Source organism: Pyrodictium brockii (genome assembly GCF_055379715.1).
The window spans coordinates 888011-911105 of the sequence record NZ_AP042401.1 but is presented as its reverse complement, the minus strand read 5'-3'; the positions used below and the strand labels follow the sequence as shown (position 1 = coordinate 911105).

The 23095-nt window shown below is 55.7% G+C and carries 25 protein-coding genes and 1 tRNA gene; 9 read left to right on the top strand and 17 right to left on the bottom strand.

Annotated features, from left to right (window positions below):
* Nucleotides 1–5: 5 nt before the first annotated feature.
* The 4 genes from ACZ42Y_RS04965 to ACZ42Y_RS04950 all read right to left on the bottom strand — a co-directional run bounded on the left by ACZ42Y_RS04965 (nucleotide 6) and on the right by ACZ42Y_RS04950 (nucleotide 2774).
* Nucleotides 6–224, bottom strand: coding sequence for a hypothetical protein (locus ACZ42Y_RS04965; RefSeq protein ID WP_058370994.1), 219 nt, complete (start codon nucleotides 222–224; stop codon nucleotides 6–8).
* Complete coding sequence (locus ACZ42Y_RS04960; protein ID WP_058370995.1) at nucleotides 190–984, bottom strand: nicotinamide mononucleotide deamidase-related protein; 795 nt, start codon at nucleotides 982–984, stop codon at nucleotides 190–192. The genes ACZ42Y_RS04965 and ACZ42Y_RS04960 overlap by 35 nt, the downstream gene beginning before the upstream one ends.
* A gap of 155 nt (nucleotides 985–1139) precedes the next feature.
* Complete coding sequence (gene glyA / locus ACZ42Y_RS04955; RefSeq protein ID WP_058370996.1) at nucleotides 1140–2456, bottom strand: serine hydroxymethyltransferase; 1317 nt, start codon at nucleotides 2454–2456, stop codon at nucleotides 1140–1142.
* Between the two features lie 54 nt (nucleotides 2457–2510).
* On the bottom strand, nucleotides 2511–2774 hold the full coding sequence (locus ACZ42Y_RS04950) for a hypothetical protein (RefSeq protein ID WP_058370997.1): 264 nt from the start codon (nucleotides 2772–2774) through the stop codon (nucleotides 2511–2513).
* Between the two features lie 218 nt (nucleotides 2775–2992).
* On the opposite strand from ACZ42Y_RS04950, the gene ACZ42Y_RS04945 reads away from it, so the two are divergent.
* The gene (locus ACZ42Y_RS04945) at nucleotides 2993–3418 is read left to right on the top strand and encodes a thioredoxin domain-containing protein (RefSeq protein ID WP_464735186.1); all 426 of its coding nucleotides are present in this window, start codon (nucleotides 2993–2995) and stop codon (nucleotides 3416–3418) included.
* Here ACZ42Y_RS04945 and ACZ42Y_RS04940 read toward each other — a convergent pair.
* Genes ACZ42Y_RS04940 through ACZ42Y_RS04930 form a run of 3 tightly spaced genes read right to left on the bottom strand, consistent with a single transcriptional unit; the run spans nucleotide 3362 to nucleotide 5906 of the window.
* Nucleotides 3362–4288: a PfkB family carbohydrate kinase gene (locus ACZ42Y_RS04940; RefSeq protein ID WP_464735185.1), complete on the bottom strand. Its 927-nt coding sequence runs from the start codon at nucleotides 4286–4288 to the stop codon at nucleotides 3362–3364. The two genes, ACZ42Y_RS04945 and ACZ42Y_RS04940, sit on opposite strands and share 57 nt — an antisense overlap.
* A gap of 6 nt (nucleotides 4289–4294) precedes the next feature.
* A complete protein-coding gene (locus ACZ42Y_RS04935; protein ID WP_058371000.1) occupies nucleotides 4295–4537 on the bottom strand; it encodes a hypothetical protein in 243 nt (80 codons plus the stop codon).
* A 13-nt stretch (nucleotides 4538–4550) separates the two neighbouring features.
* Entirely contained in the window at nucleotides 4551–5906 is a 1356-nt protein-coding gene (locus tag ACZ42Y_RS04930; protein ID WP_058371001.1) for a digeranylgeranylglycerophospholipid reductase, read from the bottom strand.
* A gap of 130 nt (nucleotides 5907–6036) precedes the next feature.
* On the opposite strand from ACZ42Y_RS04930, the gene hsp20 reads away from it, so the two are divergent.
* The gene (hsp20, locus tag ACZ42Y_RS04925) at nucleotides 6037–6576 is read left to right on the top strand and encodes an archaeal heat shock protein Hsp20 (RefSeq protein WP_058371002.1); all 540 of its coding nucleotides are present in this window, start codon (nucleotides 6037–6039) and stop codon (nucleotides 6574–6576) included.
* A gap of 2 nt (nucleotides 6577–6578) precedes the next feature.
* On the opposite strand, the gene ACZ42Y_RS04920 is transcribed toward hsp20, so the two are convergent.
* Nucleotides 6579–7325: a ZPR1 zinc finger domain-containing protein gene (locus ACZ42Y_RS04920; RefSeq protein WP_464735184.1), complete on the bottom strand. Its 747-nt coding sequence runs from the start codon at nucleotides 7323–7325 to the stop codon at nucleotides 6579–6581.
* 141 nt (nucleotides 7326–7466) lie between these two features.
* Between ACZ42Y_RS04920 and ACZ42Y_RS04915 the strand changes: the two genes are divergently transcribed.
* Nucleotides 7467–7766, top strand: a complete 300-nt coding sequence (locus ACZ42Y_RS04915; RefSeq protein ID WP_236698202.1) for a ribbon-helix-helix domain-containing protein — start codon at nucleotides 7467–7469, stop codon at nucleotides 7764–7766.
* Nucleotides 7767–7870: 104 nt separating this feature from the next.
* On the opposite strand, the gene lrs14 is transcribed toward ACZ42Y_RS04915, so the two are convergent.
* Together lrs14 and ACZ42Y_RS04905 are read right to left on the bottom strand one after the other, a co-directional pair.
* Nucleotides 7871–8254: an HTH-type transcriptional regulator Lrs14 gene (lrs14, locus tag ACZ42Y_RS04910; protein WP_464735183.1), complete on the bottom strand. Its 384-nt coding sequence runs from the start codon at nucleotides 8252–8254 to the stop codon at nucleotides 7871–7873.
* Between the two features lie 125 nt (nucleotides 8255–8379).
* Nucleotides 8380–8922, bottom strand: coding sequence for a stage II sporulation protein M (locus ACZ42Y_RS04905; protein WP_083494535.1), 543 nt, complete (start codon nucleotides 8920–8922; stop codon nucleotides 8380–8382).
* A 352-nt stretch (nucleotides 8923–9274) separates the two neighbouring features.
* Between ACZ42Y_RS04905 and ACZ42Y_RS04900 the strand changes: the two genes are divergently transcribed.
* Nucleotides 9275–10138, top strand: a complete 864-nt coding sequence (locus ACZ42Y_RS04900; RefSeq protein ID WP_058371006.1) for a TatD family hydrolase — start codon at nucleotides 9275–9277, stop codon at nucleotides 10136–10138.
* On the opposite strand, the gene ACZ42Y_RS04895 is transcribed toward ACZ42Y_RS04900, so the two are convergent.
* Both ACZ42Y_RS04895 and ACZ42Y_RS04890 read right to left on the bottom strand, forming a co-directional pair.
* Entirely contained in the window at nucleotides 10135–11448 is a 1314-nt protein-coding gene (locus ACZ42Y_RS04895) for a vWA domain-containing protein (RefSeq protein ID WP_058371007.1), read from the bottom strand. The genes ACZ42Y_RS04900 and ACZ42Y_RS04895 overlap by 4 nt on opposite strands.
* Nucleotides 11449–11451: 3 nt before the next feature.
* The gene (locus tag ACZ42Y_RS04890; RefSeq protein ID WP_058371008.1) at nucleotides 11452–12612 is read right to left on the bottom strand and encodes an AAA family ATPase; all 1161 of its coding nucleotides are present in this window, start codon (nucleotides 12610–12612) and stop codon (nucleotides 11452–11454) included.
* Between the two features lie 473 nt (nucleotides 12613–13085).
* Here ACZ42Y_RS04890 and ACZ42Y_RS04885 point away from each other — a divergent pair, with 473 nt between their 5' ends.
* Together ACZ42Y_RS04885 and ppsA are read left to right on the top strand one after the other, a co-directional pair.
* Nucleotides 13086–13442, top strand: coding sequence for a hypothetical protein (locus ACZ42Y_RS04885; RefSeq protein ID WP_058371009.1), 357 nt, complete (start codon nucleotides 13086–13088; stop codon nucleotides 13440–13442).
* A 184-nt stretch (nucleotides 13443–13626) separates the two neighbouring features.
* Nucleotides 13627–16053, top strand: a complete 2427-nt coding sequence (gene ppsA / locus ACZ42Y_RS04880; RefSeq protein ID WP_058371010.1) for a phosphoenolpyruvate synthase — start codon at nucleotides 13627–13629, stop codon at nucleotides 16051–16053.
* A gap of 36 nt (nucleotides 16054–16089) precedes the next feature.
* Here the strand turns inward: ppsA and ACZ42Y_RS04875 are convergent, their stop codons facing one another.
* Nucleotides 16090–16716, bottom strand: a complete 627-nt coding sequence (locus ACZ42Y_RS04875) for a MarC family protein (RefSeq protein WP_236698158.1) — start codon at nucleotides 16714–16716, stop codon at nucleotides 16090–16092.
* Complete coding sequence (locus ACZ42Y_RS04870; protein ID WP_058371011.1) at nucleotides 16682–17068, bottom strand: hypothetical protein; 387 nt, start codon at nucleotides 17066–17068, stop codon at nucleotides 16682–16684. Before ACZ42Y_RS04870 ends, ACZ42Y_RS04875 begins: the two co-directional genes overlap by 35 nt.
* A 349-nt stretch (nucleotides 17069–17417) precedes the next feature.
* Here ACZ42Y_RS04870 and ACZ42Y_RS04865 point away from each other — a divergent pair, with 349 nt between their 5' ends.
* Nucleotides 17418–17708, top strand: a complete 291-nt coding sequence (locus ACZ42Y_RS04865; RefSeq protein WP_168371315.1) for a hypothetical protein — start codon at nucleotides 17418–17420, stop codon at nucleotides 17706–17708.
* 59 nt (nucleotides 17709–17767) lie between these two features.
* Nucleotides 17768–18097, top strand: a complete 330-nt coding sequence (locus tag ACZ42Y_RS04860) for a hypothetical protein (protein ID WP_236698159.1) — start codon at nucleotides 17768–17770, stop codon at nucleotides 18095–18097.
* Nucleotides 18098–18172: 75 nt separating this feature from the next.
* On the opposite strand, the gene ACZ42Y_RS04855 is transcribed toward ACZ42Y_RS04860, so the two are convergent.
* Both ACZ42Y_RS04855 and ACZ42Y_RS04850 read right to left on the bottom strand, forming a co-directional pair.
* The gene (locus ACZ42Y_RS04855; protein ID WP_168371316.1) at nucleotides 18173–19090 is read right to left on the bottom strand and encodes a hypothetical protein; all 918 of its coding nucleotides are present in this window, start codon (nucleotides 19088–19090) and stop codon (nucleotides 18173–18175) included.
* A 131-nt stretch (nucleotides 19091–19221) separates the two neighbouring features.
* Nucleotides 19222–19299, bottom strand: a tRNA-Arg gene (locus ACZ42Y_RS04850).
* 139 nt (nucleotides 19300–19438) lie between these two features.
* Between ACZ42Y_RS04850 and ACZ42Y_RS04845 the strand changes: the two genes are divergently transcribed.
* Nucleotides 19439–22480, top strand: a complete 3042-nt coding sequence (locus ACZ42Y_RS04845) for a DNA-directed DNA polymerase I (protein ID WP_236698160.1) — start codon at nucleotides 19439–19441, stop codon at nucleotides 22478–22480.
* Between the two features lie 11 nt (nucleotides 22481–22491).
* Here ACZ42Y_RS04845 and ACZ42Y_RS04840 read toward each other — a convergent pair whose 3' ends face one another.
* Nucleotides 22492–23010 (bottom strand): DUF2286 domain-containing protein, encoded by a 519-nt coding sequence (locus ACZ42Y_RS04840; protein ID WP_058371015.1) that lies wholly within the window; start codon nucleotides 23008–23010, stop codon nucleotides 22492–22494.
* Nucleotides 23011–23095: the final 85 nt, after the last annotated feature.

The window sequence follows — 23095 nt, the reverse complement described above, 5'->3', positions numbered from 1 at the left end:
CTTCTCTAAAAGAGTCTCCGGAGCAGGGTAGCGCGTGCAGCCAGGTAGGCTATGAAGGGGGATGCAAGGGTCAGCGTTATACCCGCTACGAGTAGAGCTGTACTCTGCCTAGTGGCGCCGAGGTATGCTATGTAGATTGCAGCAGCAGCCAGGGGGATAAGCAGGGCGTTAATGATGGCGGCACCCCTCTTAAAGGCCTCGCTTTCCTGGGCTATGTGTAGCATTAAGGAGGGCCTCCAGTTTACCCAGCATATTCCGCACTCTAGATTTTGCTGTTTCGCAGTTGGGCGCTGACGCTAGCACCTTAACCTCTACTACCGGCTCCCTTACTTCGTGGCCCTTAGGGTGGCTCTTCACGTAACAGTCGCTGCAGCTCTTCGCGGCCCGTCGGAGCAGCGGAGCCAGGGTGGACTCGGGCACACCTCTTATGGTGATTCCCTCCTCGACCACGCAGAGTCTTGGGAGGAAGGGTTTAAGCTTCTTTAGAGCCTCCTGGAGCATTGCCTCCATCTCCGCGGGGACGCCTGGCAGCATTATGATATGGGATCCAGAGTAGATTATGTAGGCGCCAGGAGCCGCGCCCACCGGGTTGGGGAGCGGCTCTGCCCCCCTAGGCAGATAGGCCATTTTTATCCTCTCCCTGGTTAGGGGTAGCCCCTTCTCCCCATAAAACTTCTTAACCATCTCCAGGGCCTCCGGGTTTAGGACTAGCGGCTCGTCTATGGCGGCTGCAACAGCCTCCATAGTCATGTCATCATCCGTCGGCCCGAGGCCCCCCGTGGTCACGACTATGTCAGCGCTCCCCAGGGCCTCTCTTACAGCTGTAGCTATCTCGTCGATGCTATCCCCTACGACTACTATACGCTTCACGAGCACGCCGCGTAGGGTAAGCTCCCTGGCTATTGTGGCTGCATTAGTGTTCACAGTCCTGCCTATAAGGAGCTCATTGCCGATAGTTATTATCCAGGCGCGCGGCCTGTACAAGGGGCGCTACCCTAAAACTCGGGCGTAACGGCTAGTATTCAACCGGCGCGCCGCCCCCCGGACAGCCCCGCGGCACGGGGCCTGGATGAGGGTAAGGGGACTTGCCTCCCGCAATCTTCGTTGCTCACCGCCTCAGCGCTGCCGAGACCCGTGGCCTAGTATAGCAGGTAGAGCTTCCCATCCTCTATGGTGTCCACGTCGAAGCAGTAATGAACCCTCGTATACTCCTTTCTGTACTCCTTAACCTCCTCAGCCACCTTCCTTGGGTCCTCCCTGTCTATTAGAACTCTCCTCATAAACCTTGCTATATCCTTCATATTGTCTTCCTTCATACCGAATCTGGTCATCTCCTGGACGCCAAGCCGGAGCCCGCTCGGATCCTTTATCGCGTCAGGTGGGTCATAGGGCAGCAGGTTTTTGTTAACTATTATGTTGGCGTCCTCTAGCAGCTTGGCCGCCTTAGCGCCACCTCCCTGAGGCCTGACGTCGAGCACAACCTGGTGGCTCTTCGTGTACCCCAGATGCTCCCCCAGCACTTTGAAGCCCTCAGCAGCCAGAGCCTCAGCCAGCGCCCTGGCGTTTCTGACGACTTGATCCGCGTAGGCCTCGCCGAAGTACTTCATCTCTACAGCTGTAACAGCTAGGGCTGGAAGGCGGTGAAGGTGGTGATTACTGACGAAGTAGGGGAAAACGGCGCGGGATACGCGCTTGTAGATCTCCTCATCCCTTGTAGCTATTATGCCTCCCTGCGGCCCTGGAAACGTCTTGTGGGTCGAGGCAGTCATCACGTCTGCACCATGGTCTAGGGGATTGCGCCACCTCTTGCCAGCTATGAGGCCGAGCACGTGGGCGGCATCATAGACTAGCTTTGCGCCCACGGAGTGGGCTGCTTCAGCTACCTCTTTCACGGGGTGCGGGAAGAGGTAGACGCTAGCCCCGAGGACGACGAAGCTGGGCTTAACCTCCTCTATCAACTTGACGGCCTTGTCCACGTCAACATTCATACGCTCCGGATCGTAGGGCATCTCTATGTGCTCTATACAGAGCGCGCCTAGAGTGCCGAACTTCGTGTGGCTCACATGCGCGCCTGCCTGGACCGGGGCTATTACCGCCTTGGAGCCGCAAGCGCCGAGGACGCGGAAAACGGAGGCGTTGGCAGTGGTGCCGCTGATAGGCCTCGGGTCCACATAGCCGGCGTTAAGCAGCTCCCCCATGAGCCTCATAACTCTAACCTCTACCTCGTCTACATAGCGGGTCCCCTGGTAGTAGCGCTTGAAGGGCTTCCCTTCAGCGTAGCGGTGCATCATATCGCTCATGTAGGCGGAGTCTGCCAGAGGGCTCATTACGTTCTCGCTTGCTATCAGGTTTATGGTCTCGAATCTCCTCCACCGGTTGTGCATCCTTGTGAACTCGAGAACCTCGCGCAGCTCCTTGGGCAGCGTGGAGAGCCGGCTACTCCCAGAGTCCTGCATTATGCTGGGCACCAGTTAACACGGTAAAAACGGGGGGTAATAGTGGAAACCCTCCTAAGCCTGAGCTCTGGCGTGCTGAGCGGCAGGGTGCCTGGCAGACTCTATGATTCTACGCGCCTTCTCCACAGCCTGCTCAACTATATCGTAGGTGACCGGGACGCCCACCTCATGCTCGAGCCTCCGAAGCAGCCAGTAAGCGTCTATCGGGTCTTTCCACTCGTCCATGTGCTCTACCAGCACCTCTGCCGCGCGGTCAGCGGCCGAGAGCATCCTCTCATCAATATAGTCGCCCGTCTTAGCCCTACTCCTACCAGTCAACGTCGGGCCCCAGGCCCTCTGTCGGGGGTCTCTCCTCTATTTGGTGTTACTCTCGGCTAAACGTACTACTGGATTAGAATGTAGCTGTATCCGCGGTCTAGGGCGCCGGCACCTATAGGCGCTTCCGTCAGCAGGTGGGTGGCTGTTCCCCGGGTTACCTGGCTGTAGTAGCTTAAGCCGCAGCGCGTTGTCCCGAATACTTGCACCGGGGTCTCTCCGTGTCTGCAGCAGAGGCCGGAGCGGCGGTCCCCGTATACGAGGCAGGCATCGCCCTCGAGGCGGAGGCGGCATTTGCAGCTGACATAGAGATCCATGTTTACGGCGCTCTAGACCCCGCAACAGAGGAGCTTATAGCCAATGCGCGTAAAGCGGCCAAGATACTGAAGGAGGAGTATGGGATCGAGGCGCTGATAATACCCAGCACGGTGTACTGGGATATAGCTCATATAGGGACGATTACCCCCTACAACCTACCCGTACTCGTCATAAACGGGATGGAGGTCTCCGAGGGCCGGGTGCCTGGGGTCGAGGAGATAGTTGATACGGCCCTATCTCTCCTCGGCTACAAGGGAGATAAGCCGCATGGCCTACCCTTGTTCAAAGGCCATGACGATGCAGTCAGCGCTGCTGCATCCGCCTGGTAGCTTCTCCACGCTTACACCGCGCCTCCCCATGAAGCTCGCCTTACAAGCTCCTTCCTCTACTCTCCCCCTGCGGCTTCTCTCCAGGAGTATGCACGCGACGGCAGCCGCAGCCCCGGCCACCGCGTCCTCCAGGTCCCAGCCCTTCCAGAGCCCATAGAGCGTCAGTACTGATAACATGTCGCCCGCTCCGGTGGAGACGGCCTCCACCCGGCGAGGCCTCACGGCCAGGGCGCTGCCGTCCCCTAGCACGGCGAGCGCCCCCCTCGGCCCAGCGGTGACAAGGAGGGCTGAGTAGGGGGCGTGACGGTGTAGCCGAACCGCCTCTGCGGCCCACGCCGCCCCCGCCACATCCTCTAGGCTGAGCTTAACCGCAGCGAAGCCTCCAGGCTCCGCGGGCTGCTCGAGGAATGCGAGTACGCCTCTGCTGAAAGCCTCGACCTCGCCGCCGCCGTTAACCCTGCCAAACCCCTGCACGTCGACTATGGCCAGCCGGTAGTGGGTGAGCAGTCTCGCCGCCTCCGCGGGCTCCAGCTCGCCTAGAACCGGGGACACGAGTGCCGCGTCTCCGCGGGGATCCGGCTCCAGGGGGTCGGGCTCTCGCAGCACTCGCAGCCTTCTCCCCCCGTGGCCCTCCTTTACAGCAAACACTGTGGCGCACTCGTAGCCCTCCGCGTGGACTGAGCCGGGGCACCAGTCGGCGTCAAGGTACCATTCTGCGTCAATGCATGTAGGGAGTGCAAGCCTGACACGTGCATCAGCAGCCCCTATAGCATGGAGTGCGAGCTGGGCGTAGTAGGCCGGCCCGCCTCTGCAGAGCCTATCCTCTATAACGTCTAGCGTTGAGGAGGAGTAGACGTCGATAACCAGCATTGTAGTCTACTCCTCTCTGTCCTGCTCCTCGGCCGGAGCAGCCACAACCCGGATCCCGGAAGCCCTACTGGTGTGGGAGAACAGGTGGTTCACCAGGTCCCTTGGGCTAAAGAAGTAGGAGGCCTTGTCGCCCGTGCCGCATATGGGGCAGGCGAGCAGCATTGTAACCCGGTCTCTGAGAGCCTTGACCCTCACACCGTCGACTTCCACGACCACTTCCTCCCACTTGGGGTCCCACTGTAGAGACACTGCCCTCGGCCCCCTACCCGCTTATCCTGGCCTCGTACTCCTCGATAAGCATGTTAACCTTTTTAATCCAGCTAGGCAGCCCGCTGGGCTCCTCCGGGTACTCCGTGTAGAGCTGTCTTATGCGCTTCATATAGTCAGCCACTGTCTTCAGCTTGGCCAGTAGGCTCGGCCTTCTCAAGCCGCGGAGCACTATCATAGCTTTCTCTACTACGGGTATTCTTAGCTCGCCGCTGCTACTCGTATAGTACACGTCCTGCTCCGGCACAAGCCTCTTCTCCATGCCGAATCTTATCTCATCGTTGCTCAGCCTCTGGAGGAACCTGCGGAATATGTCTAGGGCAGCCTGCTTAGCCCCCAGGTCCCTCATGTACCTTCTATTTATACCCCAGAGCCCCCGCTCGCTGAAGTCGTTAGCGTTGTAGGCCTCCTCGTAGGCCAGCGCTGCATAGTAGGCAGCGCGGAACGCGTACCCCATCCCACCCCCGTGCACCGGGTTAACAGTGTAGCCGGCATCGCCCACAACGAGTATCCCAGGGCCGGCCAGCGTGTTAGATGGCCGCCGGGTGGGCAGTGGGGCTCCAGCACTCTTCACTACCCTGAACCGATGCCTCATTAGAGGATGGTTCAGCAGCTTCTCGCGGTAAAGAGTCATGGGGTTAGGGTGGCCCATACCGCCCTGGACGCCGAGCCCCACGTTGACGCCGTGGCTGGATTCGGGGAAGTACCACCAGTAGCCCCCAGGCGCAATATTCTGGTCAATGTATATCCTTATTACGTCCGGCTCCTCTATCGTGTAGTCCTCGTATTCTATTATCTCCCGGTACGCTATATTAGTGTCCTTGGGGTCTATATCCTCGTATATGGGCCAGTCTCGAGGCAGCCGGGATCTGACTGCCCTCGAGAACCCGGTAGCCTCCACCACCACGTTTGCATATACTTCCCTAACGCCGTTCTCCGTCTTCACGCGGAGCCCAGTAACCATGCCATTGCTGATTATGGGGCCTAGGACTCTTGCATTAAAGTACACCTCAGCCCCCTTGTTGGAGGCCTCGTCTAGGAGCCACTTCCCGAACCTGGCGCGGTCTATTATATAGCCCTCTCCATATATACGGTATCTCGTGGTCTCGCCGGGAGAGTAGATGTCGATAGCTCTAACCTTGTTCTTAACCACGTGGCTCGGCGGCTCCGGGAGACCGGCCTCCCTAGGGTGATGAGCCCCGATGGCGTCGCCGCACGGCTTACCCCACACGTCGCTGGGATCCCTCATGTCGAACCCTGCAACCCGGAACCCCATCCTGGCGAGATGCCATAATGCAACACTGCCTGCAGGACCGAGCCCGGCTATGACAGCGTCGTATCTGGCTTGCATCAGTGACGCCCCGCTGCGGCAGCCACGAGATGAGCCCCGAAAGGGGCCTTTTTATGCAGCACTATAGTCCTACCAAGAGCCTTAATAGGACCCTTGCGGCCCTTCTTAATGTAGTATGGAGGGATAGGGCATGTCCTTCATATGGAGGCGCAGGTTCAGTGATATATTCGACGAGATAGAGGACATGATAAGGGAGATGGAAAGGCTAGCGATGAGTATGATGGAGAATATAGGGGCCAGAGCCCTCGGATACCCCGGCGAAGAAGTGAGGGGGCCACTGATCTACGGCGTGAGGATAACAATAGGGCCTGATGGCAGGCCGATAATAGAGGAGTTTGGCAACGTGAAGAGGCGTGGCCGCAGAGCGATAGTCGAAGAGCGCCGAGAACCGCTCGTCGACGTGATAGATGAGAAGGATAGGGTAGTGGTTGTAGCTGAGATGCCAGGCGTGGACAAGGACAAGATAGACGTCCGGGTTAAGGACGGGAAGCTAATAATAAAGGCGGAGGATAAGGATAGGAAGTACTACAAGGAGATAGAGCTACCCCCCGACATAAAGCCCGAGACCGCCAAGGCCAAGTATAAGAACGGCGTCCTTGAGGTAGTCATCGAGAAAGAGAGGAAAGAAGAGGAGGAGGAAAAGGGCGGTATAAAGATAAGGGTTGAATAAAGCTAGTTTTTACCACTCTCACTGCTCTCTTCGCCTGGAGCATTCGTCACTATGTAGCCAAGCTCCTCAAGTTCCTTCTTGCTGACGGGCTCGACCCTAGCCTTGCTAGACACTATGGTGCTCACACCCTCCGGGTTTACGAGTACGAGAGTGAACTTCAGCTTCCCCTCCTTAGCGTCCTCTATCAGCCTCTTAGCTTTCTCGCAGGCCTCTTTATCAGCGTCGGGGCTCGAGCATGCAGCCGTGAGGGCCTCTAGGAAACGCTCTAGCACACCCTCAACAGTCGTTATGAACCCCTCCGACGCGGGGCCCGGAGTCATGCTCATCCCGAGCTCCGGTATCAGTATTGAGGCGGAGGAGGCCCTTACAACAAGCGCATTAAGGTCTTCTGCCTTCTCCACGTTAAGGAGTATCTTTCTAGGCTCTTGGGCCTCGGCTAGCCGCACGTCATTAAATCGATAGCCGCAGTTGCTACACTTCCCTGTGGTGAGTATAACCTTGCCAATCATAGGTATCTCGTATAAATAATCCTCTACGCGGAGAGTATGCTTCCCACACACTGGGCACTGGATAACAGCTTCATTCACCTTTACCGGCTCCCTGCTCTCCGGTTTTTCCGGTTTGCTATCCATGGCAGCGCCCTCTCTACTGGAGGCTATCCGGGGGAGGGGGTACTTGAGCTGGCTGGGCACAGGGTTGAAGAGCAGCGTATACCTCCGTTCCAGCCCCTCTCCGGTACTACTAGGCACCTTGTTAAGTTGAGTTAATTAAGCACATAGGCGGGTATACCATGGCATGTTATGTAGTATAATCGAAAACACTCTGTTATTAGTGTAGCCAAGCTTCCTTCACAGACGCGTGGAGAGCTGTAGGACCCTGGTGCTGCTGTGATGGCTTCTAAACAGAGAATTGAACAGAGAATTGAGACCGGCAACGTGTTTGAGGTACCAGTATCACCGCCAAAGAAAGTGGTCTCAGTAAAACTTGAGGTGGATATAATTGAGGAGATGGATAGGCTTTGGCGCTCTCTAGGCTACACAAGCAGGAGCGAATTCATAAGAGAGGCGATACTCTACTACATGCAAGTCGTGGCGTCAAGCCAGACCCTTAAATCATCGGTGTCAACGGCTATAGTTGGAAACAAAGATATGAATGAACCCATTTTGAGCGATGAGGCAGATAGCGACTAGACCTGCTTAGCCGGCATTTTATTTTATCTTTATCGACGTATTGTCGCGAGGATGTACTATGCCGGGGTACCCCTGGCACCCTCACCCTCTTCTCGGCTATTCGACTACTTCTGGCCTCTCTGGGCTCTTATAGATCTAAGCAACTCGGTTAGGGCTTCCCTGAAGGATTGAGAACACTTGTCAAAGTCGTCAATTATCTTATTTATTACTTTCTCGGGGTCTTCTATGTAGTATTTGTATCGGGGTCTCCCTACGCCTGCACGCTTTTCCCGGGATCTCGAGACGAAGCCAGCCTCCATAAGCTTGGCTAGGCTCCTATTGACGGTAGCCTTACTAAGTCCAAGCTTCTTGGTAAGGTCATCTACAGTGTACTGACCGCCCTTCAGCAGCTCGAAGAGAATCAGCGCATCGGTCTCGCTGAGATCATAGCAGAAGCGTAGACCCTCTACGAGAGCAGCTTCACGCCCAGTAGGCAGCTTGAGCTTCATCTCAATAAGGTTTGCCATGGCCCAGAGCCCCACAGCCCTACTACACTATTGCGTAGAGAGTAAGTACATGAAAGATATATTTATTCTTTTTTCAAAGTTTTAGGGTAATAGACGTGCCAGGCATCCTAGCCATAGTGTGAAGCCAGGTAAGGTGTTAGGGTAACTTCTACTGCAGCGGCAATGAGGAGCAGATAGACTACAATGGCTAGGCTAGCCAGTGCTCTCCGCAGGCTGTCCCGGCTAAGGCCGCCGGAGAGGTACGTAGCGGCGAGGCTCAACCCTATGGAGGATGCATAGAGCATGGCTGTAAGCTCGAATATGCCATGGGGCAGTATACTTATGAGAAAGCCTTCTACTGGCTGGCCGCTCTCCACCCAGACCCTGGCCAAGGCACCTATTATGTAGCCGTTATACGCCAGTAGCGCTAGTCCAGGCAGTACTGCTATGGATGCGGCAGCCAGAAGTAGGGCCAACACTATGTTGTTTAGAGCTATCGCGACATATTTATGAAATAGTGGGAGTGCTTCTATGCTCTGGAAGCTCTTCTCAATGTCCTGTAGCATGGATGTACTGGGGAACCTGAAGCCCAGTGCTATGCTCCCGTTGAACACTAGCAATGTGAAGAGAAACGCTGATTTAATAGTCGAGCTCCAGGAGTCTCTTGCCAATCTCTTGCCCCCGGAAGCGCGGCCTCGAGCCTAGTCGGAGAAAGGCTCAGCCTTAGATTATATTCTGCCCAATGCTCTTCCAGTGCTCCTGGAAGAGGCTACGTGATGAACGATTCCGGCCTGAGGCTCCCGCGTCTCTGCGGGCCCGGTGAGGAGCCGTGTGAGGGCTGACATTCCACCGTTTATACCCGCCCGGTATGCTTCTTCGGGGATGAGGACGCCCCTACCCCGGAGCCCCGGGGGTCTAAGTTCCGGGGGATGATAGAGTGGTCCTACACCGACCCTTGGGCTTGCGTAGCCCTCTCTATAACTCCGGGGCGCCCCTGCTGCAATGCTCTAGGAGGTGCCCGGTATGGTGAAGCTCTTGTTCGCGGATGCTCACGCCCATAGTAGTCCCACTGGCCTGGGAGCAGCTGAGATAGCCAGGAGATTCCGGGAGAAGGGCGGCTGGTTCATGGCCCTTGTAATGCTCCCTCCCTGGCACTACGGGGTAGACGCCCCTCCAGGAATAGAGATGTACTTCAAGGCTCTCGAGAGGTTCCTGACCGAATGTAGGAGGGCTCGTGAGGCGGGTCTGCGGGTTGCATGCCTGGCGGGGTTCCATCCGGCCGAGGTAGACCGGCTGGTATCAGCGGGTATGAAGCCGGAGGAGGTTCTCAGCCTGGGCCTGCGCGTTGTGGACCACATGGCCCAGCTGTGTAGAAGCGGTATGCTCGATGGGATAGGCGAGGTCGGGAGGCAGCACTACAAGACGATGCCGGAGAGACTGGCTATAGCAGCCACGGTAACTACTAGAGCATTGGAGCACGCCCGTGACTATGACTGCCTGGTCCACCTGCACCTCGAGAATGCAGGCCCCGTGACCGTGGACACGACGGAGAAGCTTGTCGAGCTGGCGTCGGCTCCTAGGAGTAGGGTCCTCTTCCACCACGCCTCAACCCGCGTTGCTAAGCGCGCCGGTGAGAAGGGCTTCTGGGCTACAATACCGGGCAAGAAGGAGGCCATGAGAAGGGCGTTTACCGAGGCCAACACAGACTATATAATGATAGAGTCAGACTATATAGATGACCCGAAGAGGCCCTGCGTATCCTCATGCCCCTGGGAGATCATTGATAGGCAGCTGGAGCTGCTGAGAGAGGGAGTTGTGGACGAGGAGAAACTCTACAGGGTAAACGTGGATAACGTGGTGAAATTCTATAGGGCGGAGCCGCCCTAGCTCCCCGCCATAACCACCTTGAGGGCCTCTTCCTTATCCAGCTTAGTGGCTATCATGTAGCTGTCGGAGAGCGCCCTGAGATCAGGGTTATTGCCGTATATCATCACGGTGTGTAGCCTGGCATTAGCTCTAGCCAGGGCACGCCTAACAGTCTCTATGGCCACGCGGTCTTCGCCATCCGTTATCAGTATTATGTCGGATACCCTTGATGCAGCACTGCGCGTCATTATATCGTTTACAGCCGTAAGTATAGCTCTGGTTATATCGGTACCACCGTTAGCCCTAATCTTTGCTATATACTCGAGTAGCTTTACCACATCTCTCCCATGGATTCTCTTGGATATGTGGAATGGCGGGTATGGTATGCTATCGAAGAACCTCAGGTAGAATTCCCGCCGCTCCCTCACAGCCCTCTGGGCAAGCGCCAGAGCCACGGCCTTAGCCCAGATAATCTTCATGCCCATCATGCTGCCGCTCTTATCAAGCAGTACATAGAACTTTCCATAGTCCTCGTTTACGACCTTCTTGTAGAGTAGCAGGTTGCGCTCAGCAAGCTTAACCAGGAATAGTTCCTGGGGCAGAGCAAGCTCGCTGGCAACAACCCTTTCTATGTTGTCGCCCAGCTCGTAGCCGTCAAGCTCGCCACGCGGGCTCGGCAGCTTCTTTGACTTTATGTAGGACTTCGTACTTTCAATAGTCTTTAGGGCCTCGAGGAGCATGTTTATATCGGTATTGCGGGCTAGGTTTATAACATCTTTTATAACCTCGTCGAGGCTCAGCATGGACGCGTTCCCGGCGGCGAACTTCATTGCCAGATTGGTTATCTCCTTAGCCTGCCTCGCAGCCTCCTGTGCAGAGTCCAGCGCCTTCTCAACCGCCTTCTCAAGCTTGCTAGTCTCCTGCGTGGCCTCCTCCGCTCCCCGGCTTTCCTCTGATGATGCGTCACCGCCCTGAGGCCTCGGCATCCTATTGAGCCTCTGGGCTAGCGATTCGAGGAACACTGCGGAGGCTACCATGCTAGTGGTTGTGTCCGCTATGGTGTGCTTCTTTACCTCAGATATCTTCGGGGAGGAGAGCATCTTGGACACTATAGCGTAATGTAGCAGTTCCCTCTCATCGGCGTTGCTGGGCCTCTCTAGCAGGGGGTAGGGCAGGAAGAGAGAGTAGTATACTGTTATCGCCAGGTCCACATTGAGGTAGTCTGGAGTCTTAATGGGCTCGGGTAGGAGCTTATGCAGTAGAGATATTATGCGCTCCCCCCGATACCTCACGGGGGGGTCATCATACTTAACGCCCCTGAGTATGCTCATGGCCTACATCCCCAGCTTATATGAGATTTTCTCAAGGAGTTCATCTATCTCGTGAAGGGTCTCGTTTGCGAGCGCTCTGACACGCTCGTCATCGGTCTCCTTGAGTATGTTAAGTATTCTGCTCTTGGCTATCTTGAGGCTGCGGAAGAGATCGACAAGACGCGGGTCATAGCTTCTCATGGAGTCTACTAGCCTGCCTGCCTCCTTCACGTTGGCCTTGATGTCGTTGAGCTCCTTTATGAAGCGCTCGGGCATGCGTAGCTCCTCGGAGAGCACGATATTGACCTTGTCAAAGTCCTCTATGTCCTTTGGAGCTATGTACTTCAGTACTATGAGGTCACGCTCCTCTGCCTTCATCCTGCCCTCGAGCAGGGCATTAGCGGCGATTATCTTAAGTGACTTTGCCTTACGTCTATCAGTGAGGTGGAGCCCTCTCTCCTCCAGCACTGCGAATAGGCGTAGCAGCTTTGGCTTGATGCCTGATATGTCGACATTAAACACGAGCTTATGTACTTCAGTGAGAGTGGTCATGTCTAGTACCGGCTTCGCGGGAGGCATTTTACCGGACTCTATTCTCCACCCGGCCTCTAGCAGCTCGCCCCACCTGTTCTCCGGGAGCGGCCTGGCGTACTGTCTTAATAGGAACCTGTCATATATAGCCTCGAGCTCGGGCTCCTCCGGTACACGGTTAGTGGCGCCTATCAGAGTCCAGAGGGGGACCTTGATCTCGGTGTAGCCGTCGTACCATATACGCTCCTGCATTATGCTTAGTAGCGCATTAAGCACTGCCGAGTTGGCGTTGAAGACCTCGTCTAGGAATACAATCTCGGCCTCCGGCATCTTACCCTTAGTTATCCTGACATACCTGCCTTCCTTGAGGGCGTTAAGATCTAGGGGGCCGAAGAGCTCGCTCGGCTCCGTATACTTGGTTAGCAGGTACTTGAAGAACTTGGCGTTTATTAGCTCGGCGCTGCGCCTGGCCATGGCTGACTTTGCTGTGCCAGGCTCCCCGATAAGTACTGTGTGCTCTCTGGCTATAATGGCTAGTGTGATAACTCTAGCCTCCTCCTCCCTCCCCACGAAGGGCTCCGCTAGCGACGTATAGAACTGGTGTACACGGTTAAGCAGAGTTGATACCCGTGACGAGTCCGTATTGCCGGTCAAACTAGCACTGCCCGAGAGTAGACACCTCTTTCTCATTCATAGGGAAAATATTTACCGCTCCCCCATAGCGTGGGGCCCCCCTCCCCCAGGGCGGCTGGCTGGGATGAGCCCGGTTTTCAGCTGACATGGTGACGAGGAGTTGCTCTGCCGATGCCAGCCGCCCTCTAAGACACGTAGCCAGCCGGCCAGGGTGCATGATTTTATTGAAGAGGGTCAGTAACCGGTGCACTCTTCACCGCCGGAGGGGCTCGCGAGACGGGGTTTATCATCACTCCCCGGCCGGCCAGTGGCCCGGGCTTCCTCCTTATTAGGCTGGGTTATGCTGTGGCTCACATACGGGATGAAGAAGATTGCACGTCTACAAGCCCCGCAGCCTAGGGGCGATGAGTGGCCTCCACCGGTTCTGACCGTCAATGTCGCAGCCTCCAGGTTAAATATAGGAGCTCTCCCCTCAGTATAATGGGGTGGAGTACATGACCCAGTCTGGAGACATTGTTGAGCAGTTGGCCGAGTGCATGTACTACAGGGTGGAGGGACCCTATATAGTAGTTGTTAACGGCTGCAAGGAGGGCTTGGACCTCAAAGCTGTTGAGGTAAAGTATAGTGTAAGGGTGTTGAAAAGCGAGCATCTTTCCGGCGAGGTTGAGGCGAAAACCATCCGGAGGGAAATAACAGAGCGCATAACGCTTGGCAGGAGAGTTGCCCCTGGGTCGAGCGTTGAGATATACTTTGGCCCCGTAGAGGATCTAGATGAGGTCTACGCGATAATTGCTGTAGGCGACAGGGAGTATCGCATAGGCCTCCGTCGCCACTCCGAGAAGCAAGATTGACCATTCCCGTCCTTGCATTGTAACTAGATGCCTTGCGACTGATTGTCCTGGGGCTCCCCAGTTAACCGCAACAGAATGATTAGTCATTATAAACGATTATGGCTCTGAGTTTTTGCTACTGTTATCCCTTGTTTGAATGCTTATATTGTGGATCTCCCGCTAGAGGAGGCCCCGGGATGGGGTCTTGGCCGGGCAGAGGCCTCTCGTTGTATGGATCGAGGAGCTACGTGCTAACGATGTTGAGCTTGCTGGTGGCAAGGGTGCAAACCTCGGCGAGCTCGTCTCGGCCGGTGTCCCTGTCCCGCCCGGCTTTGTTGTCACGACTGAAGCATACAAGAAATTCATCGAGAGCACCGGGCTCCGGGATAAGATTAAGAGCATTCTCGAGAACCTTGATGTGAACGATACCAGAGCCCTTGAGGAGGCTAGCAGGAAGATAAGAGAGATGATAATGGCTGCTGAGATGCCAAGAGAGATAGCAGAGGTTGTGAAGAGCTATTACATCGAGCTGGGCAAGCGCGTCGGTATCGAGGAGCCTCTCGTCGCTGTTAGGAGCAGCGCTTCCGCAGAGGATCTTCCGGAGGCCAGCTTCGCAGGGCAGCAGGACACCTATCTAAACGTTAAGGGTGCCAACCAGGTTGTTGAGAAGGTTAAGGCCTGCTGGGCTAGCCTCTTCACTGCCCGCGCCATATTCTACAGGGCACAGCATGGGATAGACCATTTCAAGACTGCTATGGCCGTTGTAGTCCAGAAGATGGTTAACGCCCGCTCCGCGGGTGTCATGTTCACGCTTCACCCGGTCACGGGAGATACTAGCGTTATCGTCATAGAGTCAAGCTGGGGTCTGGGCGAGGCTGTCGTGGCGGGTAAGGTGACGCCGGACGAGTTCGTTGTAGACAAGAAGACCCTGGAGATAGTTGATAAGAAGATAAGCCGCAAGGAGATAATGATAACCTATGACCCGGAGACCGGCGGGACGGTTGAGGTAAAGCTCCCCGAGGATAAGGCAACCGAGCCTAGCCTGAGCGATGACGAGGTAAAGGCCCTGGCCAGGTATGGGCTAATGATAGAGAAGCACTACAATCACCCAATGGATATTGAGTGGGCCATCGATAAGGATATTCAGCCTCCCAACAACATATTCATAGTACAGGCTAGATACGAGACGGTCTGGAGCAGGAGAAAGGCCGAAGCCGGCGAAGCGAGGGAGGCCGAGGCTAAGGCGGCAGAGGAGACCGGCGGCAGGGTACTGGTCCGCGGCCTCCCTGCAAGCCCTGGCGTAGCTACTGGCGTAGCCAGGGTAATCCTTGACCCCCATAGCCCTGAAGCGCAGGAATTCCGTGAAGGCGACGTACTGGTAACCAGGATGACCGATCCCGACTGGGTTCCTTTGATGAAGAAGGCGGCCGCCATAGTCACCGACGAGGGCGGTATGACGAGCCACGCCGCCATAGTCTCCCGCGAGCTCGGTATACCCGCTGTGGTCGGCACAGGAAACGCTACAAAGGTCATTAAGACGGGCACCCTGGTAACGGTTGATGGCAGCCGCGGCGTGGTCTACGAGGGGAGAGTCGAGATATCCAGGAGCAAGGCAGGGGAGGAGGCCGCCGCAGCCGCTGCAGCCATAGACCCTGAGACCCTCCGCAATCTCTACCCCGTCACGGGCACCAAGATATACATGAACCTCGGCGAGCCCGACGTTATAGACAAGTATGTGCACCTCCCGTTCGACGGCATTGGGCTGATGAGGATAGAGTTCATACTCACCGACTGGATAGGCTATCACCCGCTCTACCTCATAGAGACCGGTAAGGCCGACTTCTTTGTAGACAGGCTCGCAGAGGGTATAGCTAAGGTTGCTAGCGCGATATACCCGCGGCCTGTTGTTGTGAGGTTCAGCGACTTCAAGACCAACGAGTACCGCGGGCTCAAGGGCGGCGAGAAGTACGAGCCTGAAGAGCGTAACCCGATGCTGGGCTGGCGCGGCGTCTCTAGGTACATCCACCCTGCCTACGAGAAGGCTTTCCGCCTCGAGGTAAGGGCGATAAAGAAGGTTCGCGACGAGATGGGGCTGAAGAACGTATGGGTGATGCTGCCCTTCGTGAGGACCACGTGGGAGGTTGAGAAGGTCCTCGAGATAATGGCTGACGAGGGGCTTCAGCGGGGTAAGGACTTCAAAGTATGGATAATGGCTGAGGTGCCTAGCGTAGTACTGCTTGCCGACGAGTTCTCGAAGCTTGTGGACGGATTCAGCATAGGCAGCAACGATCTAACCCAGCTTGTGCTAGGTGTTGACAGGGATTCGCAGCTGCTGGCTGGTATGGGCTACTTCGACGAGCGTGACCCCGCTGTGCTGAGGGCGATAAAAATGCTCATAGACGCCGCCCACCGCCACGGCCGTACGGTATCGATATGTGGGCAGGCTCCGAGCGTCTACCCGGAGGTTGTTGAGTTCCTCGTTGCCAGCGGTATTGATAGCATCAGCGTGAATCCCGACGCGGTGATACCCACTAGGCGTCTCGTGGCTTCGATAGAGCGCCGCCTAATGATGCGCAGGCTTGAGGAGGTAGAGAAAGCTCTCCGTGAGCTTAAAGGGGGCATGGAGCTCTAGCCTTTAGCAAGCTAAGAGTGTTTTTCTGCTGAACTCTTACCCTGCCTCGTTCATGGCTTCTATTATCCCTTCTCGTATCATGGCAACCGCTATTGCGGCTAGGAGTATCGACATAATCTTGGATAGTGCTATTGCACCATTGCTACCAAGCAGCTTCATCAGCTTATCGCTGTTTATGAGCGTTATGAAGGTTATAATGGTGTTGACTAGTATGGCGGTGATCGCGTACAGTATGCCGTATACGGCCTTGACGTATAGCACGGTAGCTATTGCAGCGGGTCCTGCTAGCAGAGGCGTCGCCAGGGGCACTATGGCTATGGTTTCGGCGTCTTCTGGGCGTTGGAGCATCGTTGCCTCCGTCCAGCCGAATATGCCAGCTATGCCGTAGATGAGCAGTATTATGCCGCCGGAGATGCGGAAGTCTGCTAGCGATAGCCCGAAGTAGTAGAGCAGCATGTCTCCGCCCAGCGCGAATGCTATGAGTATCAGTGTTGCTACCTCGCAGCTCTTCTTTATTATCGTGCTGCGCCTCTCATCGGACAGGGTTGCGGTGAGCCCGTAGAATAGTGGAGCATTCCCCAGCGGGTCTATTGCTATGAAGAGTACCAGGAGAGAGCGGATAAGCGCGTTAAGGCTTACCATGCCCACGTCTGGAGCCGGCATACTTTTCCAGCGCCTCCACTATTCTTTCTACAGTCCTTGACCTGCACTCGTTCATGCACTTGTTTATGCATTCGCTATCATTAGGCTTGCAGCCTCTTTCATAGGTGCATTCGGTCCTGCAGGCCCTATCGTTCGGGAGCAGCGCGTATATTCCATGCTCCTGGCTTAGGACAATATTGTTCAGTAGCATGCCTATGCCGCTGGACCTTGCTACCGCTAGTACATCTCTCGGATCGTCTATTCCCCGCTGGTAGATAAACCCCTGGAAGGATTTGAATGCTCTGGCCATGCGCAGGGCAAGCTCAGCGAGCTTATCGCTGCCCTCCACGGTGCTGCCGCCCCTGGAAGGCATCGCCCCGGGGCTGCTAGCTAAAGTCGTTAAGCACCCCTCGGGGTGGGGGCAGCCTGGAGGCTGGGCCCCCCTTGTGCAGCGGCTCGGCACTTGCTATAATATACGCGGGTACTGTACTTCTCGCTCTTACATCCGCCGCTCAGAGAATGCTTGTTCCACGCAGCGGTAGGCCGGAGGCGCTGCGCTCTGTTAACATGCTTGCTTCGCTAATAGCTCTAGCCTCAATTATTATATCACTAGTGCATTGCTGCGGCATAGCCTGAGGGGCTTAGACGCCAGTCGGAGGCCGGTTTGGCGGCAGAGTTTAATGATATACCTGTGCATACCGATTACGGGGAAGGGGGTGTACATGACAGAGCAGCGTAGGCGTATTCACGTAGCCTATATGGAGGGTATGGCAGCCCTCGGCCTCATTAAGAGGTTCTGGGCCGAAGACTGCGACGCGCCTGGTATGAGGCGTATTATCGCCGAGGATGTTAATGGTGTACAGTACGAGACCAAGTGCATAGACTCGCGGGGCGCCAAGAAGGTCATCCTATACCTGGCCAATGGCAGCAGGTATAGTAGAGATCTCGTGCTCACCGGTGAATTCGATGAATTCGAGGAGGAGGTATTTGAAGGGGAGGAGGACGAGGGTTAAACCCTGCTGAAGGAGGAGCGCTTCGGCAGCGGTGATGCATAATGGGTAAGCGCATGCGTATGACTCTCCCTAAGAAGGAGGCAGACCTGCAGAAGGTGGTTGAGGAGGTCGCCGAGACCCATCACGAGCATGAGCACCACCACCATCATCATGCGGAGGGGCTTGATGAGCTGCTTCACACCATAGACGTATTGATGGATACTATGAATACGCGTATATCCGACCTAGAGGAGAAAACCGACAAGCTTAGGGGTGAGGTAGCCAATCTCTACCGCCTTTTCGCAGCGGTTGTGGATGCGCTGGCCGCGGGGAGCGAGGAGGAGAGGAAGAAGGCTCTGGAGCGCGCGGTAGAGATACTGCGGTCAAGCCTAGAGCATGCAACTACCTAGCAGCCTTGATAGGCTTGTTGACGTTTTTCATTAGCTCTCCAGCGGGCCGCGTTGCCAGGGGCATGGACTGCACTTCTATAATGGTTCTATGAAGGTTAGCGCTTCCCTAACCCCCACCACTACAGCCTCGGCGTCCCCCCCTGGGAGAGTTATTGTTGCAGCGAGCCCCCGCACCCTGAACACTCCCCCCTCGTATAGGGCCGGAAGGAACAAGCCATCATAGACAATTAGCTGTATACCTTCCCTAGTCTCAGCTATACCGGGGAAATCGGCTAGTCCCGGGCTAAGAGGCTCGAGACGTAGCTTCACCTCTAGGGGCCCTCCCGTCACATGGATGATTCTCCTCTCCTCTCTCCAGCGGAGCCTCCATGAAGCTGCTGAGAATGAGATTGTTCTCCTTCCCAGTATGAACCGGGCCCAGGGGCGGTAGAGCCTAGCAACAGTGCTCGCGGGGAGGCTCCGGGCCCTTGCCTCCCTCAGGGCCCACTCTTCGAGCTGGCTTCTGGGGAGCGGCGTGACTCGGCTTTCCAGATGCTCTTCCAGTGCTTTTATGCAGGAGCTACTATCGATGACGTATACCACGTCTATGTCGGAGAATTCCCTTATTGATGCTGTGAGCAGCGATCCCGTAGGCTTGCCGCACTCGAGTAGCCCTGGCAGCCTCTCAGCAAGGAGCGACCAGTAGCCTCCAGAGATCTTATCCAGCTCGTTAATGTAATTCTCGACCGGCGGGCGTAGGCTGCATACAAGCCCTCGGTGTGAGGCCATGTCGTAGACGGGGGCTTCGACGCCGTAGTAGGGGAGATGCTCCTTATCAGTGAGATGGCTTAGCGAGGCCACCCCACGGGGAGAGTATGTGCCTATTACTCGTCTGAGGCTGGTTAGGCGGGGCAGTCTCCAGGGTCCTGGGCCGCTGATATACTTGGGGACCACCAGGATCTTTGCGGCGTTGAGGCGGCGTACGTAGAGGAGTACCCGCCCATCTCCAGCCACTAGGATGTCGCCGGGGGATAGAGGAGTACTGGATGGTCTGCGGCCTGTACACCACGGGGGCAGCGTGGCAGCGTCTGGGTAGCCAGCCAAGACGGTCATCCATGCAGGTTATGAGCGGCGAGGATGTGCTGTGGCGGGCCCGCGGGGATTTGAACCCCGGACTACCGGCTCCGCAGGCCGGCGTCCTATCCTGGCTAGACTACGGGCCCGCCCGGGCCACTCCATCCATAGGCTCAAGGCGCTCCAGGCTCCTTTTAAACATTACATGCAATTCTAAGGGACTCTGCGCGCGGCTTAGGTCACCCACCTTATACGGTGATACGTGGGAGCTGGATAGGGGGGCGGTGCGTGGTTAGGCGCTCAAAGAGGCGTGGAGGGGAGCGCGACCTACTCGAGTTCCTAGCTGGTGGCGTAACCGGCGCCCGCAGGGCTAAGGGTCGAACCACCGAGAGCGGGGATGGTACGGGCAGCGAGAGGGATGGTGCTAAGCCCCTCTGGGAGGGGAATACGGCCAGGAGGGCCGGGGTGGAGAGGCTATACGATAACAGCCTCTACGAACTGTTATCGGAAATATCCTCATCTAGGAGACGCGGGTCTAGCCATCCAAGAGACGATGATCGGGAGGGGGCTGATCTCACTGGCGGCATGAAGGCTCAGCCGCAGCTTGCTACGCACCAAGGGCTAACGACAGAGAAGGCCGTGGTGAACGTGGATGCAGAAACCTGGGCTGAGCAGCATGCATGGAGCACTATGGTGCCTCAGAGCTCTACGCCCCCCGCGGGGTATGGAGATGATCTGGCAGGGAAGCTGGGTTCGCTGCTAGGGGGCTCACGGGGTGCCCTTGAGAGACTTTCCGCTCTCCCGCTTACGCGCAAACCCCTGGAAGCGCGTGATGGGGTTGAGGGTTTCCTGCTTCAAACAATGTATGACGGGGAGAGGGGTGTTGCGGCGGCTAAGATATATGACGACCGTAATGGCATTGTCTACGTCTACTTTGATAGGACTGGTTACATGCCATACTTTCTAACCGATATACCACCGGACAAGCTGCAGGAGCTTCACGAGGTGGTGCGGCATAAGGGGTTCGACCATGTTGAGGTTGTGGAGAAGTTTGATCTCCTGCGTTGGCAGCGTAGGAAGGTTACTAAGATCGTTGTAAAGACCCCCGATGTGGTGAGGGTGCTCCGTGACAAGGTTCCACGCGCCTGGGAGGCCAATATAAAGTTTCACCACAACTATATATATGATTATGGGCTAGTGCCTGGAATGAAGTACCGCGTCGGGAAGGGCAGGCTAATCCTCCTGGGGGGAGAGGCTAGCGGGGACGATGAGCGCCATATACGCGAGATATTCAGTGGTGAGGATGAAAGCACTATTGAGATGGCAGTAAAATGGCTCTCCCTGTTTGAGCAGCCTCCCCCTAAGCCTCGTAGACTTGCAGTGGACATCGAGGTATTCACTCCCTTCAAGGGCCGTATACCAGACCCTTCCACAGCCAGCTACCCTGTAATCAGTGTAGCTATGTCCTCGGACGAGGGGTGGCGCGCGGTCTATGTGCTGGCGCGCCCGGGCGTGCCTATGAATCCCCCGCGTGGCCCATTACCCGAGAATCTACACGTAGAGATATTCGACGATGAGCGTGCACTCATATTGGAGGCGTTCCGGCTTATATCAAACTACCCGGTGCTGCTCACCTTCAACGGTGATAACTTTGACCTCCCCTACCTCTACAACCGGGCAGTAAAACTAGGCATACCACGCGAGTACATACCATTCCGTGCTAGAAGCGACTATGTGACATTGGAGTACGGCTTCCATATAGACCTCTATAAGTTCTTCAGCACCAAGGCGGTTCAGGCATATGCCTTCGGCAACGCTTACCAGGAGTTCACCCTTGATGCTATAGCCTCTGCGTTGCTGGGGGAGCACAAGGTGGAGGTCGAGTCTACTGTAAGCGACCTACCATTCTTTGAGCTGGTCAGGTATAATGTGCGTGACGCTGATCTAACCCTTAGGCTAACAACGTTCAACAACGACCTGGTATGGTCCCTTATCATACTGCTAATGCGTATCTCCAAGCTGCCTCTGGAGGATGTCACGAGAAGCCAGGTCTCAGCTTGGGTGAAGAGCTTATTCTACTGGGAGCATAGGAGGAGGGGCTACCTAATACCATCAAGGGAGGAGATAATACGGCTTAAGGGCACCACCCGCTCTGAAGCCCTGATAAAGGGTAAGAAGTATCAGGGGGCGCTAGTCCTTGACCCGCCTAGCGGCATATACTTCAACATAGTGGTGCTTGACTTCGCCAGCCTGTACCCCAGTATAATAAAGAGGTGGAACCTAAGCTACGAGACCGTAAACCCCGTATACTGCCCCGAATCGAAGCTAGTGGAGGTTCCCGATGTAGGGCATAAGGTGTGCATGAGCATACCCGGCCTGACCTCGCAGATAGTTGGCCTGCTTAGGGACTATCGAGTCAAGATATACAAGAAGAAGGCCAAGGATAAGAGTCTGCCGGATGATGTTAGAGCATGGTATAATACAGTCCAGGCAGCCATGAAGGTGTATATAAATGCCAGCTATGGAGTCTTCGGGGCCGAGAGCTTCCCGTTCTACGCGCCGCCGGTAGCGGAGAGCGTCACAGCCATAGGCAGGTATACTATCAAGCAGACGCTGCAGAAGGCTGGCGAACTAGGGCTCCGCGTGCTCTATGGCGATACGGACTCACTATTCATATGGAATCCAGATGAGGATAAGCTGCGGGAGCTGCAAGAGTATGTAGAGAAGAACTTTGGCCTAGACCTTGAGGTTGATAAGGTCTATAAATTCGTGACATTTAGCGGCCTGAAGAAGAACTATATAGGCGCCTACGAGGATGGAAGCATCGATGTCAAGGGTATGGTCGCTAAGAAGCGTAATACGCCGGAGTTCCTCAAGAAGGAGTTTAGCGAGATGCTAGCAGTTATAGGCTCTGTTAAGAGCCCTGAGGACTTCATAAAGGTGAGGAGAGTTATACGTGAAAGGCTGCGCAAAGTATACCATGGCCTGCGCGACCTGGAGTTCAACTTAGACGAGCTAGCCATAAGGATGGCTTTAAACAAGCCCGTTGAGGCCTATACCAAGAATACGCCCCAGCATGTGAAGGCTGCGCGGCAGCTCATAAGGGCGGGGGTGCAGGTGCTGCCAGGTGATGTCATATCCTTCGTTAAAGTGAAGGGCAAGGAGGGTGTTAAGCCGGTCCAACTCGCAAGACTGCCGGAGGTTGATGTAGAGAAGTATGTGGAGAGCATGAGGAATGTGTTTGAACAGCTACTGCTTGCAATAAGTATGTCGTGGGATGAGATAATAGGCTCCTCGAGGCTTGAGGCCTTCTTTAGCCGCCGGGGCTAGCTTGAAGAAAGCTATCTTTTCCGGCTTCTACGCCTCTTCTTAGGCCTCTCCTCTAGCTCTTCCAAGCCTTCCTCGAGTCGCTTGATCTCCTCTTCGCCAAGCGATAGCTGTGCCTCCCCGCCCATCTTCTTGGGCTCTTTTGTTGCCTCTATGGCGTACTCCTCTAGCTGTCGTTTTGCCGCCTCGTCAAGGTAGTAGGATATCACATACATGCGTCTGTCAAGGTATGCGTCCTCGAGCCATGCATTATCGAAGCTTATGGTCAGTACCGGTAGATTAACTACAAGCTCGTTACCTTCCCTCATGAGTTCTAGGTTGAGTTCTACCAGCTTATCATAGAGGTCGGGGTCTATTGGGAGCTTGTATCTTAGCTCAAACTTGGTCCGTAGGGCTGTTAGATCGCTTTCGCTAGGGTGCCATTCCTCCAGGGCTTTCCTTACTATGTCCTTCGCTACTGTATTAAAATCGCCTTCGACTACGTCTGAGCGGGTTAGCTTGCCCTCATCGGATCTTATTACTAGGATTTTCACGCCCTGTCACCCTTGGAGTTTAGCCCGTGTTTCTGCATACTACTTCTGAAGCGGTAGTGTTAGGGGTTTCCGAGGGCCTGGCTCA